Here is a 16,237-nt window from a genome sequence, read left to right as displayed (position 1 = left end):
TACCCAGAGCGGACTGGAACGGGAAGGCCTCCGTCGCGTGAGTACAGTCCACCAGCCAGACCTCAAGGACCGCCCCGCGCGGCTCACCGTCGGCGTCGTCGGCGCCGGCCGGGTGGGCCCCGCCCTGGCCGCGTCCCTCCAGCTCGCCGGGCATCGCCCGGTGGCCGTGTCCGGAGTCTCCGACGTCTCCCGCAGGCGCGCCGAGACGATGCTCCCCGACGTGCCGCTGGTGCCGCCCGCCGAGGTTCTCCGGCGCGCCGACCTCGTCCTGCTCACCGTCCCCGACGACGCCCTGCCCGGCCTGGTCGCCGGCCTCGCCGAGACCGGCGCCGTACGGCCGGGACAGCTGCTCGTGCACACCTCCGGGCGGTACGGCGCGAAGGTCCTCGACCCCGCCCTGCGCGCGGGCGCGCTGCCCCTGGCGCTGCACCCGGCGATGACCTTCACCGGCACCCCGGTGGACGTCCAGCGCCTGGCGGGCTGCTCCTTCGGCGTCACCGCGCCCGAGGAACTGCGCCTGGCCGCCGAGGCCCTGGTCATCGAGATGGGCGGTGAGCCCGAGTGGATCAGCGAGGAGAACCGCCCGCTCTACCACGCGGCCCTCGCCCTCGGCGCCAACCACCTGGTGACCCTGGTCGCCCAGTCCATGGAGCTGCTGCGCACGGCCGGTGTCGAGGCTCCCGACCGGATGCTCGGCCCGCTCCTCGGCGCCGCCCTGGACAACGCGCTGCGCTCCGGCGACGCGGCGCTCACCGGACCGGTCGCGCGCGGGGACGCCGGCACGGTCGCCGCGCACGTCACCGAGTTGCGCAGACACGCCCCGCAGACCGTCGCGGGCTATCTGGCGATGGCCCGCGCGACCGCCGACCGTGCCCTCGCCCACGGCCTGCTGAAGCCGGAACTCGCCGAGGACCTGCTCGGCGTGCTGGCCGACGGCGGGAACGGCGCCGACGGCACGAACAGCACCGAGGGGAACGCCTGATGACCGCCGCCCTGTTGAGCACCGCCGAAGAGCTGCACGCGCGTGTGCGCCGCGGCCGCCGTGCCGTCGTGATGACCATGGGCGCCCTGCACGAGGGCCACGCCACGCTGATCCGCGCCGCGCGCGAGATGGCAGGCCCGGGCGGTGAGGTCGTCGTCACCGTCTTCGTCAACCCGCTGCAGTTCGGCGCCGGCGAGGACCTGGACCGCTACCCGCGCACCCTCGAGGCCGACCTGAAGCTCGCCGAGCAGGCGGGCGCCGATGCCGTGTTCGCACCCTCCGCCGACGAGGTGTACCCGGGCGGCGAACCCCAGGTCCGGGTCTCCGCGGGTCCGATGGGTGAGCGTCTGGAGGGCGCCTCGCGGCCCGGGCACTTCGACGGCGTGCTCACCGTCGTCGCCAAGCTGCTGCACCTCAGCCGTCCCGACGTGGCCCTGTTCGGGCAGAAGGACGCCCAGCAACTGGCCCTGATCCGGCGCATGGTGCGGGACCTGAACTTCGGCATCGAGATCGTCGGCGTACCGACCGTGCGCGAGGAGGACGGGCTCGCCCTGTCCAGCCGCAACCGCTACCTCTCGCCCGACGAGCGCCTTACGGCCCTCACCCTGTCCCGCGCGCTGTTCGCCGGCCGCGACCGGCACGCCGCGCAGGAGGCGCTGCGCGCGCGGGCCCGCGAAGTGCCCTCCACGCACGCGCGTGCCGAGGCGCTGAGCGCCATAGGGGAGTCCCGCGCGGCGGCCGACGCGCACGCCGTGGCCACCGCCGCGTCCGGCCCGGCGGCCGTCCGCGCGGCCGCCCGCCAGGTCCTGGACGAGGGCGTCCGCCTCGACCCGCCGCTCCAGCTGGACTACCTCGCCCTCGTGGACCCGTCCGACTTCACCGAGATCGGTGACGGCTTCACCGGCGAGGCCGTCCTCGCGGTGGCCGCCCGGGTGGGCACCACCCGGCTGATCGACAACCTCCCTCTCACCTTCGGATCCCTCGGAGCCGCCTCGTGACCAGCACAGGCATACGACTGCACGCACCCGCACCCGGGTGGTCCATCCCCGCGGACGTGGTCGTCGTCGGCTCGGGAGTGGCCGGCCTGACCGCCGCCCTGCGCTGCGAGGCCGCCGGCCTGACGACGGTCGTCGTCACCAAGGCCAGCCTGGACGACGGCTCCACGCGCTGGGCGCAGGGCGGCATCGCCGCCGCCCTGGGCGAGGGCGACACCCCGGAGCAGCACCTCGAGGACACCCTGGTGGCCGGCGCCGGCCTGTGCGACGAGGACGCCGTACGGATCCTCGTCACCGAAGGGCCCGACGCGGTACGCCGGCTGATCTCCACCGGTGCCCACTTCGACACCGACGACGAGGGTGACATCGAGCTCACCCGCGAGGGCGGACACCACCGCCGCCGTATCGTGCACGCCGGTGGGGACGCGACCGGTGCGGAGGTCTCCCGGGCGCTCGTGGAGGCCGCACGCGCGCGCGGGGTGCGCATGATCGAGAACGCGCTGGTCCTGGACCTGCTGACGGACACCGACGGCCGCACGGCGGGCGTCACCCTGCACGTGATGGGCGAGGGCCAGCACGACGGCGTGGGCGCCGTGCACGCGCCCGCGGTCGTCCTCGCGACCGGCGGCATGGGGCAGGTGTTCTCCGCGACCACCAACCCGTCCGTGTCGACCGGCGACGGCGTCGCGCTGGCGCTGCGCGCGGGCGCGGAGGTCAGCGACCTGGAGTTCGTCCAGTTCCACCCGACCGTGCTCTTCCTCGGCCCCGACGCCGAGGGCCAGCAGCCGCTCGTCTCCGAGGCGGTGCGCGGCGAGGGCGCCCACCTGGTCGACGGGGACGGGGTGCGCTTCATGGTCGGACAGCACGAGCTGGCCGAGCTGGCGCCCCGGGACATCGTCGCCAAGGGCATCATGCGGCGGATGCAGGAGCAGGATGCCGAGCACATGTTCCTCGACGCCCGGCACTTCGGCGCCGACATGTGGGAGCACCGCTTCCCGACGATCCTGGCCGCGTGCCGTGCCAACGGCATCGACCCGGTCACCGAGCCCATCCCGATCGCCCCGGCCGCCCACTACGCCTCCGGCGGGGTCCGCACCGACGCGCGGGGGCGTACGACCGTCCCGGGCCTGTACGCGTGCGGCGAGGTCGCCTGCACCGGCGTGCACGGCGCCAACCGGCTCGCCTCCAACTCCCTCCTCGAAGGCCTCGTCTACGCCGAGCGCATCGCCGCAGACATCACGGCGGCCCACGCCGCGGACGGCCTCCACGCACGCGTGCCCGAACCGGTCCCGCACCCGGAGAAGCCGGCGTACCCGCTGCTCGCCTCCGAGGCCCGTTTCGCCATCCAGCGGATCATGACCGAAGGCGCGGCCGTGCTCCGCTCCGCGGAATCGCTGGACAAGGCCGCGGACCAGCTCCAGCGGCTGCACACCGAGGCCCGCGACGCCCTGGCGGAGAACGGCAAGACCGCCGAGCCGGGCGTCGACACCTGGGAGGCGACCAACCTCCTGTGCGTGGCCCGCGTCCTGGTCGCCGCCGCGCGGCTGCGCGAGGAGACCCGCGGCTGCCACTGGCGCGAGGACCGCGCCGAGCGCGACGACACGGGCTGGCGACGCCACATCGTCGTACGGCTCAATCCCGACCGGTCGCTGGCCGTACGCACCACGGACACCGCAGACTTCCCCCCGACCCGGCAACACCAGCGCCCTCAGGAGCAGAACAAGTGAGCACCGACGACCTTCCCCTCGCCCCGACCGGCGGCTGCGGTGACGGCTGCGCCTGCGGCGCGGAGGGCGACGAGGAGTACCTGGAGTGCGGGCTCGACCCCGCGCTCGCCGAGCTGCTGGCCGCTGCCGGGCTCGACCCCGTCGAGGTCGAGGACATCGCGAACGTCGCCATCCAGGAGGACCTGGCCGGCGGCGTGGACGTGACGACCGTCGCGACGATCCCCGAGGACGCCGTGGCCACCGGCGACTTCACCGCGCGTGAGGCCGGCGTGGCGGCGGGCCTGCGGGTCGCCGAGGCCGTGCTCTCGGTGGTCTGCACGGACGAGTTCGAGGTCGAGCGGCACGTCGAGGACGGCGACCGCGTCGAGGCCGGGCAGAAGCTGCTGTCGGTCACCACGCGCACGCGTGACCTGCTCACCGCCGAGCGCAGCGCCCTCAACCTCATGTGCAGCCTCTCCGGCATCGCGACCGCCACGCGCGCGTGGGCGGACCTGCTGGAAGGCACCGGGGCGCGCGTGCGTGACACCCGCAAGACCACGCCGGGGCTGCGCTCGCTGGAGAAGTTCGCGGTGCGCTGCGGCGGGGGCGTCAACCACCGCATGTCGCTCTCCGACGCCGCCCTGGTGAAGGACAACCACGTGGTGGCCGCCGGGGGCGTCGCACAGGCCTTCAAGGCCGTGCGGGAGGCCTTCCCGGAGGTGCCGATCGAGGTCGAGGTCGACACCCTGCACCAGCTGCGCGAGGTCGTGGAGGCTGGCGCCGACCTGATCCTGCTGGACAACTTCACGCCCGACGAGTGCGCGGAGGCCGTCGGGATCGTGGGCGGGCGGGCCCTGCTGGAGGCCTCCGGGCGGCTCACCCTCGACACCGCGCGCATGTACGCCGACACCGGCGTGGACTTCCTGGCCGTCGGCGCCCTCACCCACTCCTCGCCGATCCTCGACATCGGCCTGGACCTGCGCGAGGCGGAGTAACGGCCATGCTGCTCACGATCGACGTCGGTAACACGCACACCGTGCTCGGCCTGTTCGACGGCGAGGACATCGTCGAGCACTGGCGCATCTCCACGGACGCGCGCCGCACGGCGGACGAGCTGGCGGTGCTGCTGCAGGGCCTGATGGGCATGCACCCGCTGCTCGGTGAGGAGCTGGGCGACGGCATCGACGGCATCGCGATCTGCGCGACCGTGCCGTCGGTGCTGCACGAGCTGCGCGAGGTCACCCGGCGCTACTACGGCGACGTGCCCGCGGTGCTGGTCGAGCCGGGTGTGAAGACGGGCGTGCCGATCCAGTTCGACAACCCCAAGGAGGTCGGCGCCGACCGCATCATCAACGCGGTCGCGGCGAACGAGTTGTACGGCGGCCCGGCGATCGTCGTCGACTTCGGCACGGCGACCACCTTCGACGCGATCTCCGCGCGCGGGGAGTACGTCGGCGGGGTCATCGCCCCCGGCATCGAGATCTCGGTGGAGGCCCTCGGGATCAGGGCCGCGCAGCTGCGGAAGATCGAGGTGGCCCGGCCCAGGAACGTGATCGGCAAGAACACCGTCGAGGCCATGCAGTCGGGCGTCGTGTACGGCTTCGCCGGGCAGGTCGACGGCGTGGTGGGCCGGATGGCCCGGGAGCTGGCCGACGACCCCGACGACGTCACGGTGATCGCCACGGGCGGCCTCGCGCCGGTGGTGCTGGGCGAGTCCTCGGTGATCGACGAGCACCAGCCGTGGCTGACCCTGATCGGCCTGCGCCTGGTGTACGAACGGAACGTGTCGCGGATGTGAGGCGCCGGCGCCCGTGGCGGCCGCCGGTCTTCGCGGGCACCGCGCGCCCGGTCTCCGTGCCGTACGCGCGCGGGTGGCCCCGGCCGGGGGAAACCTGCCGGCGACACGCGACGACACAGCATTCCGATTCGTCACTTTTGTCCGATTAGCGGTAGCGTCGCCGCATGCCCACGCCATACGGATCCCGCGGCGGCATGGCGTTCGGCGCGGAGGAGCTGCGTGTGCTCCGCCGTGCTCTCGCCCTCGCCCTTCACTCCGGCCGAGCGTCCGCCGAGGACGTCAAGGACTGCTTCCGCCTCGCCGAGTCCCTCGACGAGGCGGTGTCCGAGGGGGCCAGGCTGCGCGCCTTCCTGGTGGCCGACCTGGGCCGGTACCGCGCCGCCCTGCCGGGCACCGCCCCCGGCTACCTCACCCTGCTCGAGGAGGCGCTGGGCGCCGGACACCGGCCGACGCCGGACGATCTCGCCGCGCTCCGGGCGCTGCGCGGCAACCCCGCGGCGGCCACCCTGCTGGACCGCTGCCAGGCGCTCGCCGAGCAGGACGTACGGGCACGCTTCGCCCAGGGGGCCCGCAAGGTCCCGGCCCCCGCCGTACCGCCCTCCAGGACGCGCCTGACGGCCCTTCCCGGCGGCTCGGGCGAGAGCTTGGCCGCAGAGGCCGACGACCCGGAGAAGCCCGCCCAGAAGCCCGCTCCGAAGCCCGGCAAGACCCCTCCCGCACGTCCCGCCGAGCGCCCGGCCTCCGAACCGGCCGCCCCGAAGCGCCCCATCCCCACGCCGGGCGAGGTCTTCCCCCGCCGCAAGCCGCCGACGCCGCCCGCCGGCGCGGCCGAGACCGCCGGGTCGCCGCAGCTCGCCGCCGGCTGAGCATCCCTTCGCCCACCCCGCCCCTTTCGCCCCTGCCCGCGTGGCTACCCTGGAGCCATGGACTACGTCTCCGCGCTCGTGCCCCCGGTCGTCATGGCCGTGTTCTTCATCGGTGTGGTCAGGGTGATCGTGAAGACCCAGGGCGGGGCCGCCAAGGCCAAGGAGGACGCGGCCGTGGACGCCGCCCTCGCGCGCGCGGAAGGCACCCGTCAGGCCTCCGCCGCCGGCGACGCCTGAACCGCAAGGCTCTGGGCGCACGACTCCCCGCACCCCGGTGCTCTCCGAGTCATGCGCCCTTTTTGTTCGCGTTTGTAGCCTAAGTGCACGTCCGGCACGCCATTGCCGGGATCTCCCACTATTGTTCTGAGCTGTGCCTCGCCCATTGGGAGAACTCGAAGACGCGGTCATGACGCGGGTGTGGAAGTGGAACCGCCCGGTGACCGTTCGAGAAGTCCTGGAAGACCTGCAGCAGGAACGGTCCATCGCGTACACCACCGTGATGACGGTTTTGGACAATCTTCATCAGAAGGGCTGGGTGCGCCGTGAGGCGGAAGGGCGCGCCTATCGATATGAGGCCGTCTCCACCCGGGCCGCCTACGCCGCCGCTCTGATGAACGACGCCTGGTCGCAGAGCGACAACCCCGCCGCCGCTCTCGTCGCCTTCTTCGGGATGATGAGCGAGGAACAGCGCCAGGCTCTCAGGGACGCCGTACGCATCGTCCAGGGGCCGGAAACCCAGGAAGCCCCCCGAGCCCCCCAAGCGGAGAACCCCGGCGCGGCGGGGGAGGCCGCCGGGCGATAGCGTCCGCTCATGTCAGCAGAGCGTCCCGAAGTCACCGCAAAAGCCATCACCGTCCGGCGGGCCCGGACCAGCGATGTCCCGGCCGTGCGCCGCCTCCTCGACGCCTACGTCCGCGACCGCATCCTGCTCGACAAAGCCACGGTGACGCTTTACGAGGACATCCAGGAGTTCTGGGTGGCGGAACGCGACGACAACGCCGAGGTGGTCGGCTGCGGGGCGCTGCACGTCATGTGGGAAGACCTGGCGGAAGTCCGCACTCTCGCGGTGAAGCCCGGCCTCAAGGGCGCCGGTGTCGGTCATCGGTTGCTGGGGAAGTTGGTGGAGACGGCGCGCTGGCTCGGCGTTCGGCGCGTTTTCTGTCTCACCTTCGAAGTGGACTTCTTCGGGAAGCACGGCTTCGTGGAGATCGGGGAGACGCCGGTCGACACCGATGTGTACGCGGAGCTGTTGCGTTCCTATGACGAGGGCGTCGCCGAGTTCCTCGGTCTCGAACGAGTGAAACCGAACACCTTGGGCAACAGCCGGATGCTTCTGCATCTGTGATCGTCTTTGCCCCGGTGCCCTATGTCCGAAACGCGCATGTTTCCGGGCCGGAGCGGGCCCCCGGGCCTCTCCCAGGGGTTTGTGTTTTTCCGGCAAAAGCGGTTTGCTTTCCGACGTACTGCAGTACTGCATATAACAGGGGCGGCGAAACGGCGGGCGCCACACACCCCCTGGCCCTCACGTTATCGATGAAAGGAAATCCGGTGGCACAGAAGGTTCAGGTCCTTCTTGTCGACGACCTCGACGGCGGCGAGGCGGACGAGACCGTGACGTTCGCGCTGGACGGCAAGACGTACGAGATCGATCTCACGACCGCCAATGCGGACAAGCTGCGTGGCCTTCTCGACCCCTATGTGAAGGGTGGTCGGCGTACCGGTGGCCGTGCTTCGGGCGGGCGTGGAAAGACGCGTGCCGCTTCCGGCGGCAGCCAGGACACCGCGCAGATCCGCGCCTGGGCGAAGGACAACGGTTTCGAGGTCAACGACCGCGGCCGTGTTCCCGCGTCCATTCGTGAGGCCTACGAGAAGGCCAACGGCTGATTCCGCCGGCAGGCGGGCGGCCGGGCGCTCGGGCGCCCCAGCCGGATCCGGTGGCACTGCGCTGCCACCGTGTCCACCAGTCGTACGAGATCGGGGGCGCCTTTCGGGCTCCCCATGGCCGGCAACGCCGGCAGCGAGGCCTCGGCCTCGCCCCCCGGCCCGGGGGGCCGCAGCCATACGGCGGCCCCCTGCAGGCAGCCGTCGGCACGGGGCCCGTCGAGAAGCGGCTGAGCCCCGCTCCGGGCCCGCTCGGGCGGTAGCGGCGCCTCCATCAGGCCGCCCGCGCCCAGGACCCGAAGGTCCAGTGCCAGCGCCCCCCATTGCAGCCACTCCAGCAGTCCGGGCAGTTCCTCCGCGCTGCCGACGGCCAGCAGCAGCCGCATCCGGTCGCCCCACAGAGCCACCGCAGAGCCCGGCGCGAGATGCCTGAGCGCCGCCGCTCCCGCCCCGGCCGGCACGTCCAGGACGTCGAACCGCAGCCCCGTGACCAACCGCAGCGGCCGCCCGGGCACGGTCGGCCAGCCCAGGTCGTTCTCGTACCAGTGCCGGGCCCGTACTTCCGGGCTCTCCGGAAGATCGGAGAGCTTCCGGTCGAGCGGTCGGCGAGGAAGGGGGACAGTGGAGGTCATGGAGACCGAGCCAGCCATGCCAAGTGCAACAGCCGAAGCGGGCCACAGGTTACGCTGGGTGCCCTGATCGTTGCGCAGAGTGCTCAACAGGGCAGCGTGTGGGGGTCCGCGGAGGCGCAAGGTTGTTCGCCCATAGCGGAGGGAACCGGTGCGCGCGGCATGGAGTGTCTGTCCCTGCGGGTAAGACATGCCTAGTGGGAGGGGGCGACGCGCAGAACGGGCCGTCTCACGTTCGCCATCGGCGTAGTGGCGAGTGGGGTAACTGCCTGGCCTGCGGGAACATCGTCTCGCACCATCGGGTTGGAGCATATGTCGGCGTTCGGGGTCAGGAGGCCAAGGACGGTGTCGGCAGTTGGAATGAGCGGTCCCCGCTTGCGGGACTAAGCTGCGGAAGGACAGGGAGGGGAAGTTCCCCCCACTGCCTGACCGCTCTGAGGAGCGATTAACGATGTTCGAGAGGTTCACCGACCGCGCGCGGCGGGTTGTCGTCCTGGCTCAGGAAGAAGCCCGGATGCTCAACCACAACTACATCGGCACCGAGCACATCCTCCTGGGTCTCATCCACGAGGGCGAAGGTGTCGCCGCTAAGGCCCTGGAGAGCCTCGGCATTTCGCTTGAGGCGGTCCGCCAGCAGGTGGAGGAGATCATCGGCCAGGGCCAGCAGGCCCCGTCCGGCCACATCCCCTTCACTCCCCGTGCCAAGAAGGTCCTGGAGCTGTCGCTCCGCGAGGCCCTTCAGCTGGGCCACAACTACATCGGCACGGAGCACATCCTGCTCGGCCTGATCCGTGAGGGCGAGGGCGTCGCAGCCCAGGTCCTGGTCAAGCTGGGCGCAGACCTCAACCGGGTCCGGCAGCAGGTCATCCAGCTGCTCTCCGGTTACCAGGGCAAGGAGACCGCCACCGCCGGCGGCCCGGCCGAGGGCACGCCCTCGACCTCCCTCGTCCTGGACCAGTTCGGCCGGAACCTCACCCAGGCCGCTCGTGAGTCCAAGCTCGACCCGGTCATCGGGCGCGAGAAGGAGATCGAGCGGGTCATGCAGGTGCTGTCCCGCCGTACGAAGAACAACCCGGTCCTGATCGGTGAGCCCGGTGTCGGCAAGACCGCCGTCGTCGAAGGCCTCGCCCAGGCCATCGTCAAGGGCGAGGTGCCCGAGACGCTCAAGGACAAGCACCTCTACACGCTGGACCTCGGCGCCCTGGTCGCCGGCTCCCGCTACCGCGGTGACTTCGAGGAGCGCCTGAAGAAGGTGCTCAAGGAGATCCGCACCCGCGGCGACATCATCCTGTTCATCGACGAGCTGCACACGCTGGTCGGTGCGGGGGCCGCCGAGGGCGCCATCGACGCCGCCTCGATCCTGAAGCCGATGCTGGCCCGCGGTGAGCTGCAGACCATCGGTGCGACCACGCTGGACGAGTACCGCAAGCACCTGGAGAAGGACGCGGCCCTCGAGCGCCGCTTCCAGCCCATCCAGGTCGCCGAGCCGTCCCTGCCGCACACGATCGAGATCCTCAAGGGTCTGCGCGACCGGTACGAGGCCCACCACCGCGTCTCCATCACCGACGAGGCACTGGTCCAGGCCGCCACCCTGGCCGACCGCTACATCTCGGACCGCTTCCTGCCGGACAAGGCGATCGACCTGATCGACGAGGCCGGTTCCCGGATGCGCATCCGCCGGATGACCGCGCCGCCGGACCTGCGCGAGTTCGACGAGAAGATCGCCGCCGTCCGCCGGGACAAGGAGTCCGCGATCGACTCGCAGGACTTCGAGAAGGCCGCCTCCCTGCGTGACAAGGAGAAGCAGCTCCTGGCCGCCAAGGCCAAGCGGGAGAAGGAGTGGAAGGCCGGCGACATGGACGTCGTCGCCGAGGTCGACGGCGAGCTGATCGCCGAGGTCCTCGCCACGGCCACCGGCATCCCGGTCTTCAAGCTGACCGAGGAGGAGTCCAGCCGCCTGCTCCGCATGGAGGAGGAGCTGCACAAGCGGGTCATCGGCCAGAACGACGCCGTCAAGGCGCTGTCGAAGGCGATCCGTCGTACGCGTGCGGGCCTGAAGGACCCGAAGCGTCCGGGTGGTTCGTTCATCTTCGCCGGCCCGTCCGGTGTCGGTAAGACCGAACTCTCCAAGGCGCTCGCCGAGTTCCTCTTCGGTGACGAGGACGCGCTGATCTCCCTCGACATGTCGGAGTTCAGCGAGAAGCACACGGTCTCGCGTCTCTTCGGTTCGCCCCCCGGCTACGTGGGCTACGAAGAGGGCGGCCAGCTGACCGAGAAGGTCCGCCGCAAGCCGTTCTCCGTCGTCCTCTTCGACGAGGTCGAGAAGGCCCACCCGGACATCTTCAACTCGCTGCTGCAGATCCTGGAGGACGGTCGCCTGACCGACTCCCAGGGCCGGGTCGTGGACTTCAAGAACACGGTCATCATCATGACGACCAACCTCGGCACCCGGGACATCTCGAAGGGCTTCAACCTGGGCTTCGCGGCCACGGGTGACACGAAGTCGAACTACGAGCGCATGAAGAACAAGGTCTCGGACGAGCTCAAGCAGCACTTCCGCCCCGAGTTCCTCAACCGCGTCGACGACGTCGTCGTCTTCCCGCAGCTGACGCAGGAGGACATCCTGCGGATCGTCGACCTGATGATCGGCAAGGTGGACGAGCGCCTGAAGGACCGGGACATGGGCATCGAGCTCTCCCAGTCCGCCAAGGAGCTGCTGTCCAAGAAGGGTTACGACCCCGTGCTGGGCGCCCGGCCGCTGCGCCGCACCATCCAGCGCGAGATCGAGGACTCGCTCTCGGAGAAGATCCTCTTCGGCGAGCTGCGCCCCGGTCACATCGTGGTCGTGGACACCGAGGGCGAGGGCGAAGCCGCCACCTTCACCTTCCGGGGTGAGGAGAAGTCGGCTCTGCCCGACGTCCCGCCGATCGAGCAGGCGGCCGGCGGTGCCGGGCCGAACCTGAGCAAGGACGCGTAAGCGTCACGGTCGACGAAAAGGGGCCGGTGCTTTCGAGCACCGGCCCCTTTTCGCATGCAAGGACTCCCGTGGGGGAGGGCCGAATTCCGGAAGGGCGAATTCCGGAGGGGTTACGACAACTGTCCGTTGTAGTCGGGCAGTTTGAACGTCTTCTCGGCGTGGCCGCCCGACAGGTCGGTGGCGCTGTTGCCGACGTTCGCGATGATCGTGTAGCCCTGGTTCTCGATGTCGACGCGCTGGGCGGTCTTGTAGGCCGCGACGTCCTTGAAGAGGTCGAACAGGCCGCGGACGTAGAGACCGGAGACGTCGTAGCCGTCGTGCTCCAGGTTGTACTCGGTGGGCCAGTAGATGATGCCCGGGCGAGCCGTGACGAAGAACAGCGAGACGCCGTGCTCCTGTGCGTACTTGGCGACGTTCAGCACCGGCTTGTTGGCCGGCTGCGGGTAGCTGAAGCCGAAGTCGGTCTCCAGCGTGGTGTTGTCGATGTCGAAGACGACCGCCTGCTTCTCGCCGGGCTTGGCGGCGGCGATCCGGTCCTTCAGGTACGGCAGGGCCTGGTCCATGACCGACTGGCAGTCCTTCTGCCAGGTGGCGTAGTCGACCTTGGCGGTCGCGGCGGAGGCGCTGCTCGTGGTCGCGTCCGCAGCCTCGGCCGGGGCGGCCAGCGCGGTGAGCGCGGCCACGGAGACGGCGGTGGCGGAAATCCGGCGCGCCCAGGGGCGATTGGTCATCGGTGGGGGTCCTCTCACGTCCGTACGCTGCACGGCCTGAACGGTTGTCTGTCAGGGGCATGATCTGTGGTGAGGGTGGCGCGAGGGGAACCGTAGGGTTACCGGCTGGTAGGTGACTAGAGGTGTGCGTCACATTTCTCGGGTCGGCGGTTTGCGGTGCCGGTGATAAGCGGCACAGGCGAAATGTCCGTTACTAAACCCCATAGTGGGAATTTTAGTACGGACAAAAAGGTGCTTTACCCCCGGAATCGCTCAAGAGATACCGACGTCGTCGGGCTGGCCTCGGGGGTGGGTGACCTGTCAAGAAGTGGGCCTTTTTTGGCTCTTCTACTAGCTTGCGCCGTAGATAGGGGGCTTTGAGCTGGGATGGGGTGACGGGTTACCAATGTGTGGTCCGCCCGGCGAACACCTGAGCGCCGGGTGCCGGTCATGTCCCCGAACTCACGAGGTATCGATGATCCAGCGCTTCACGTCCCGTTCCTCCCGTACGTCCTCGCTCCGCAGCCGTGTGACCGTCCTGGCCGCCGCAGTAGGCGCCACGGCCGTGCTGGGGACCGGGATCGCGAGCGCCGCCGCACCGTCGGCGACCGCCTGGGTCGACCCGGTGCAGAAGTACACGCTCTCCGCCGGCTTCGACCAGGCCGGCAGCCACTGGGTCGCCAAGCACAGCGGCCAGGACTTCGCCGTCCCGACCGGCACCGAGGTCGTCGCCGCGCACGGCGGCACCGTCGTCAAGGCCGGCCCCAACGGTGCCGGTGACGGCCCCGCGTACGGCAACGCCGTCGTCATCAAGCACGGCAACGGCACGTACTCGCAGTACGCCCACCTGTCCCGGATCGACATCAAGGTCGGTCAGATCGTCAAGACCGGCCAGCACATAGCCCTCTCGGGCAGCACCGGCAACTCCACCGGCCCGCACCTGCACTTCGAGATCCGTACGACCCCGAACTACGGCTCCGCGGTCGACCCGGTCGCCTTCCTGCACGCCAAGGGCGTGACCGTCTGAGCCGGCCCTTCGGGCCGCTGGACCAGGGGGTTTCGTTTGGATCAGCCCGGGTCCGCGACGCCCGGCACGGCACCTCGCCGCGTTGTCGGACCACCCGGGTACGCCCAGTACGCGGGTGATCCTCCGCCTTGCGATGCACCGCACCGGACGCCGCGGCCTGATCCGACCTGATCCGAACGAAACCCCTAGATCTCCTTGTGGGCGCCCCGGTGTGCCTGAGTGACGAGATCCATGGCGACTTCGAGAACGGCTTCGTGCTTCTTCTCGGAGTCGCCTTCCATGTCCTGCATCACGAACATCCCCGCGTGCAGCGTGAACATCGCGCTGACGCAGCGGACCTGCTCCACCAGGGGTGCCTCGGGGTCGATGAAGATCCCCCTGAGGTCGCGCATCCGGTCCTTGAAGGTGTCGCCGATGCGCAGTTCCCGTACCGTCGCCTGGTTCTCCTGCATGAACCGGAAGAGCGGTTCCGCGCCGACCAGCGCCTGGCTGTAGCGCCGCAGGATCTCGTGCTTGGTCTCCAGTGTGTGCGGCTGGTCGCGACCCCACGCGATGAGGTCCTGGATCGGTTGCGTCAGGTCCTCGAAGAGGCTGACGATGATCTCTTCCTTCGTCTTGAAGTGGTAGTACAGGGCCGCCTTCGTGACGTCGAGATGCTCGGCGATCTCGCGCAGCGAGGTCTTCTCATAGCCCTGCTCGGCGAAGAGTTCGAGCGCGACGTCCTGGATGCGCTGGCGGGTGTTGCCGCGGCGCTGCTGCTTGGTGCCGTCCATGGTGACGCCCATCCTCGTACTCCTCGCCCCCCGGCGAAAACTTACTTGACGACCGGCTAGTGACAGGTCTACCTTCCCCAGTGTAGTGAACTAGCCGGGCGGCAAGTAAGTAGTCGTCAGGGGGAGTAGGGGAGATGGCGGACACACAGGCGGCCGTGACGGCCCAGGGGATACCCGATCCGCAGGAGAAAAAGCCGAAGAGCGTGCGCGTGGTCCTGCTCGCGCTCATGATCGCGATGATGCTCGCGATGCTGGACAACATGATCGTGGGCACGGCGATGCCGACCATCGTCGGCGAGCTGGGCGGGCTGGAACACCTCTCGTGGGTCGTGACCGGCTACACCCTCGCGACCGCGGCGGCCACCCCGATCTGGGGCAAGCTCGGCGACATGTACGGCCGCAAGGCCACCTTCCTGAGCTCGATCGTGATCTTCCTGATTGGCTCCGCGCTCAGCGGCATGGCCCAGAACATGGGGCAGCTCATCGGCTTCCGCGCCATCCAGGGCCTCGGCGCCGGCGGCCTGATGGTCGGCGTGATGGCCATCATCGGCGACCTGATCCCGCCGCGGGAGCGCGGCAAGTACCAGGGCATGATGGCCGGCGTCATGGCGCTCGCGATGATCGGCGGCCCGCTGGTCGGCGGCACCATCACCGACAACTGGGGCTGGCGCTGGTCCTTCTACATCAACCTGCCCCTCGGCGTGGTCGCGCTGGCGCTGGTCAGCGCCGTGCTGCACCTGCCGAAGAAGCGGTCCAAGGCCGGCATCGACTACCTCGGCGTCGTCCTGCTGACCGTCGGCATCACCTCGATCGTGCTGGTCACCACCTGGGGCGGCACCGAGTACTCCTGGACGTCCGCGCGGATCATGGAGCTGATCGGCATCGGCGTCGCCGCGCTGATCGGGTTCGTGTTCTGGCAGACCAAGGCCGCCGAGCCGGTCGTGCCGCTGCACATCTTCCGCAGCCGCAACTTCACCCTGATGTCCCTCATCGGCTTCATCACCGGCTTCGTGATGTTCGGCGCCACGCTCTTCCTGCCGCTGTACCAGCAGTCGGTGCAGGGCGCCTCCGCGACCAACTCGGGTCTGCTGCTCCTGCCGATGCTCGGCGCGATGCTGGTGACCTCGATGGTGGCCGGCCGGGTCACCACCGGCAGCGGCCGCTACAAGATCTTCCCGATCGTCGGCGGCGCACTGATGATCGTCGGTCTGTACCTGCTGTCGCTGATGGACACGGACACGACCCGGCTGACCTCCGGCCTCTACATGGCCGTGCTCGGTCTCGGCATGGGCTGCCTGATGCAGGTCACCATGCTGGTCGCGCAGAACAGCGTGGAGATGAAGGACATGGGCGTGGCGTCCTCGTCCACCACCCTGTTCCGTACGCTCGGCTCCTCCTTCGGCGTCGCCATCATGGGCGCCCTGTTCAACCACCGGGTCCAGGACGTCATGGCCGAGCGGGCCGGCGCGCTGGGCTCGAAGATCACCGAGCAGTCGGCCCAGCTGGACGCGGCGAGCCTCGCGAAGCTGCCGGCGGCGGCGCGGGAGGCGTACCAGCACGCGGTGTCCGCCGGTACGCACTCGGCGTTCCTGCTGGGCGCGGTGATCGCCGTGGTCGTGCTGATCGCCTCCCTGTTCGTGAAGGAGGTGCCGCTCCGCGGCGGTCCGCAGAAGCCGGCTCCTGCGGAGGGCGGCGAGGACGCGGTGCCTGCGCCCGTGATCGAAGCGGTGTGAGCAGTCCCTGAGCCGAAGGCCCCCGGTTGGTGTCCGCCCCGGGGGCCTTCGCCGTGCCCGGCCGTTGAAGCTCCTATTGCCGTCAAGCGGTCTGGATCCAGTCACGGTAGGCACGGGCGAGGTCGTCGTCTCGGCTGAGGCCTCGTTCGAGTCTGGAGAT

16 protein-coding genes are annotated in these 16,237 nt (G+C 70.1%); 13 read left to right on the top strand and 3 right to left on the bottom strand.

Translation table 11 applies throughout. The annotated features are described in order from the left end of the window. The first annotated feature begins 37 nt into the window (after positions 1 to 37). From FB157_RS40225 to FB157_RS40180, 10 genes are all read left to right on the top strand, one after another. The gene (locus FB157_RS40225; protein WP_145885769.1) at positions 38 to 982 is read left to right on the top strand and encodes a Rossmann-like and DUF2520 domain-containing protein; all 945 of its coding nucleotides are present in this window, start codon (positions 38 to 40) and stop codon (positions 980 to 982) included. Next, positions 982 to 1,980 (top strand): pantoate--beta-alanine ligase, encoded by a 999-nt coding sequence (gene panC, locus FB157_RS40220; RefSeq protein ID WP_145885767.1) that lies wholly within the window; start codon positions 982 to 984, stop codon positions 1,978 to 1,980. The genes FB157_RS40225 and panC overlap by 1 nt, the downstream gene beginning before the upstream one ends. Further along, positions 1,977 to 3,704 carry an L-aspartate oxidase gene (locus FB157_RS40215; protein ID WP_145885765.1) on the top strand — a complete coding sequence of 576 codons (1,728 nt, stop codon included), beginning with the start codon at positions 1,977 to 1,979 and terminating at the stop codon, positions 3,702 to 3,704. The genes panC and FB157_RS40215 overlap by 4 nt, the downstream gene beginning before the upstream one ends. After that, positions 3,701 to 4,678 (top strand): carboxylating nicotinate-nucleotide diphosphorylase, encoded by a 978-nt coding sequence (nadC, locus tag FB157_RS40210; protein WP_145885763.1) that lies wholly within the window; start codon positions 3,701 to 3,703, stop codon positions 4,676 to 4,678. The genes FB157_RS40215 and nadC overlap by 4 nt, the downstream gene beginning before the upstream one ends. A 5-nt stretch (positions 4,679 to 4,683) precedes the next feature. Further along, complete coding sequence (locus tag FB157_RS40205) at positions 4,684 to 5,481, top strand: type III pantothenate kinase (protein ID WP_145885761.1); 798 nt, start codon at positions 4,684 to 4,686, stop codon at positions 5,479 to 5,481. 194 nt (positions 5,482 to 5,675) lie between these two features. Then, entirely contained in the window at positions 5,676 to 6,347 is a 672-nt protein-coding gene (locus FB157_RS40200) for a hypothetical protein (RefSeq protein WP_145885893.1), read from the top strand. A 57-nt stretch (positions 6,348 to 6,404) separates the two neighbouring features. After that, on the top strand, positions 6,405 to 6,584 hold the full coding sequence (locus FB157_RS40195) for a hypothetical protein (RefSeq protein ID WP_145885759.1): 180 nt from the start codon (positions 6,405 to 6,407) through the stop codon (positions 6,582 to 6,584). A gap of 169 nt (positions 6,585 to 6,753) precedes the next feature. Further along, positions 6,754 to 7,149 carry a BlaI/MecI/CopY family transcriptional regulator gene (locus FB157_RS40190; protein WP_385169868.1) on the top strand — a complete coding sequence of 132 codons (396 nt, stop codon included), beginning with the start codon at positions 6,754 to 6,756 and terminating at the stop codon, positions 7,147 to 7,149. A 9-nt stretch (positions 7,150 to 7,158) separates the two neighbouring features. Then, positions 7,159 to 7,692 (top strand): amino-acid N-acetyltransferase, encoded by a 534-nt coding sequence (locus tag FB157_RS40185; RefSeq protein ID WP_145885755.1) that lies wholly within the window; start codon positions 7,159 to 7,161, stop codon positions 7,690 to 7,692. A 203-nt stretch (positions 7,693 to 7,895) separates the two neighbouring features. Continuing rightward, positions 7,896 to 8,231 carry an Lsr2 family protein gene (locus FB157_RS40180; RefSeq protein ID WP_145885753.1) on the top strand — a complete coding sequence of 112 codons (336 nt, stop codon included), beginning with the start codon at positions 7,896 to 7,898 and terminating at the stop codon, positions 8,229 to 8,231. On the opposite strand, the gene FB157_RS40175 is transcribed toward FB157_RS40180, so the two are convergent. Next, positions 8,210 to 8,860, bottom strand: a complete 651-nt coding sequence (locus FB157_RS40175) for an SCO3374 family protein (RefSeq protein WP_186581897.1) — start codon at positions 8,858 to 8,860, stop codon at positions 8,210 to 8,212. The two genes, FB157_RS40180 and FB157_RS40175, sit on opposite strands and share 22 nt — an antisense overlap. Positions 8,861 to 9,308: 448 nt before the next feature. Between FB157_RS40175 and FB157_RS40165 the strand changes: the two genes are divergently transcribed. After that, entirely contained in the window at positions 9,309 to 11,834 is a 2,526-nt protein-coding gene (locus FB157_RS40165; RefSeq protein ID WP_145885749.1) for an ATP-dependent Clp protease ATP-binding subunit, read from the top strand. A gap of 110 nt (positions 11,835 to 11,944) precedes the next feature. On the opposite strand, the gene FB157_RS40160 is transcribed toward FB157_RS40165, so the two are convergent. Beyond that, a complete protein-coding gene (locus FB157_RS40160) occupies positions 11,945 to 12,565 on the bottom strand; it encodes an HAD family acid phosphatase (RefSeq protein WP_145885747.1) in 621 nt (206 codons plus the stop codon). Between the two features lie 454 nt (positions 12,566 to 13,019). Between FB157_RS40160 and FB157_RS40155 the strand changes: the two genes are divergently transcribed. Then, a complete protein-coding gene (locus tag FB157_RS40155) occupies positions 13,020 to 13,571 on the top strand; it encodes a M23 family metallopeptidase (RefSeq protein ID WP_145885745.1) in 552 nt (183 codons plus the stop codon). A gap of 185 nt (positions 13,572 to 13,756) precedes the next feature. Here FB157_RS40155 and FB157_RS40150 read toward each other — a convergent pair whose 3' ends face one another. Then, positions 13,757 to 14,356, bottom strand: coding sequence for a TetR/AcrR family transcriptional regulator (locus FB157_RS40150; RefSeq protein WP_145885743.1), 600 nt, complete (start codon positions 14,354 to 14,356; stop codon positions 13,757 to 13,759). A 122-nt stretch (positions 14,357 to 14,478) separates the two neighbouring features. Between FB157_RS40150 and FB157_RS40145 the strand changes: the two genes are divergently transcribed. After that, positions 14,479 to 16,077 carry an MDR family MFS transporter gene (locus tag FB157_RS40145; protein WP_186581896.1) on the top strand — a complete coding sequence of 533 codons (1,599 nt, stop codon included), beginning with the start codon at positions 14,479 to 14,481 and terminating at the stop codon, positions 16,075 to 16,077. Positions 16,078 to 16,237: the final 160 nt, after the last annotated feature.

The sequence above is a fragment of the Streptomyces sp. BK340 genome (assembly GCF_007827595.1).
GTDB lineage: Bacteria > Actinomycetota > Actinomycetes > Streptomycetales > Streptomycetaceae > Streptomyces.
Note: the sequence above shows the minus strand (reverse complement) of the source record. Positions and strands in the feature narration are given on the sequence as shown.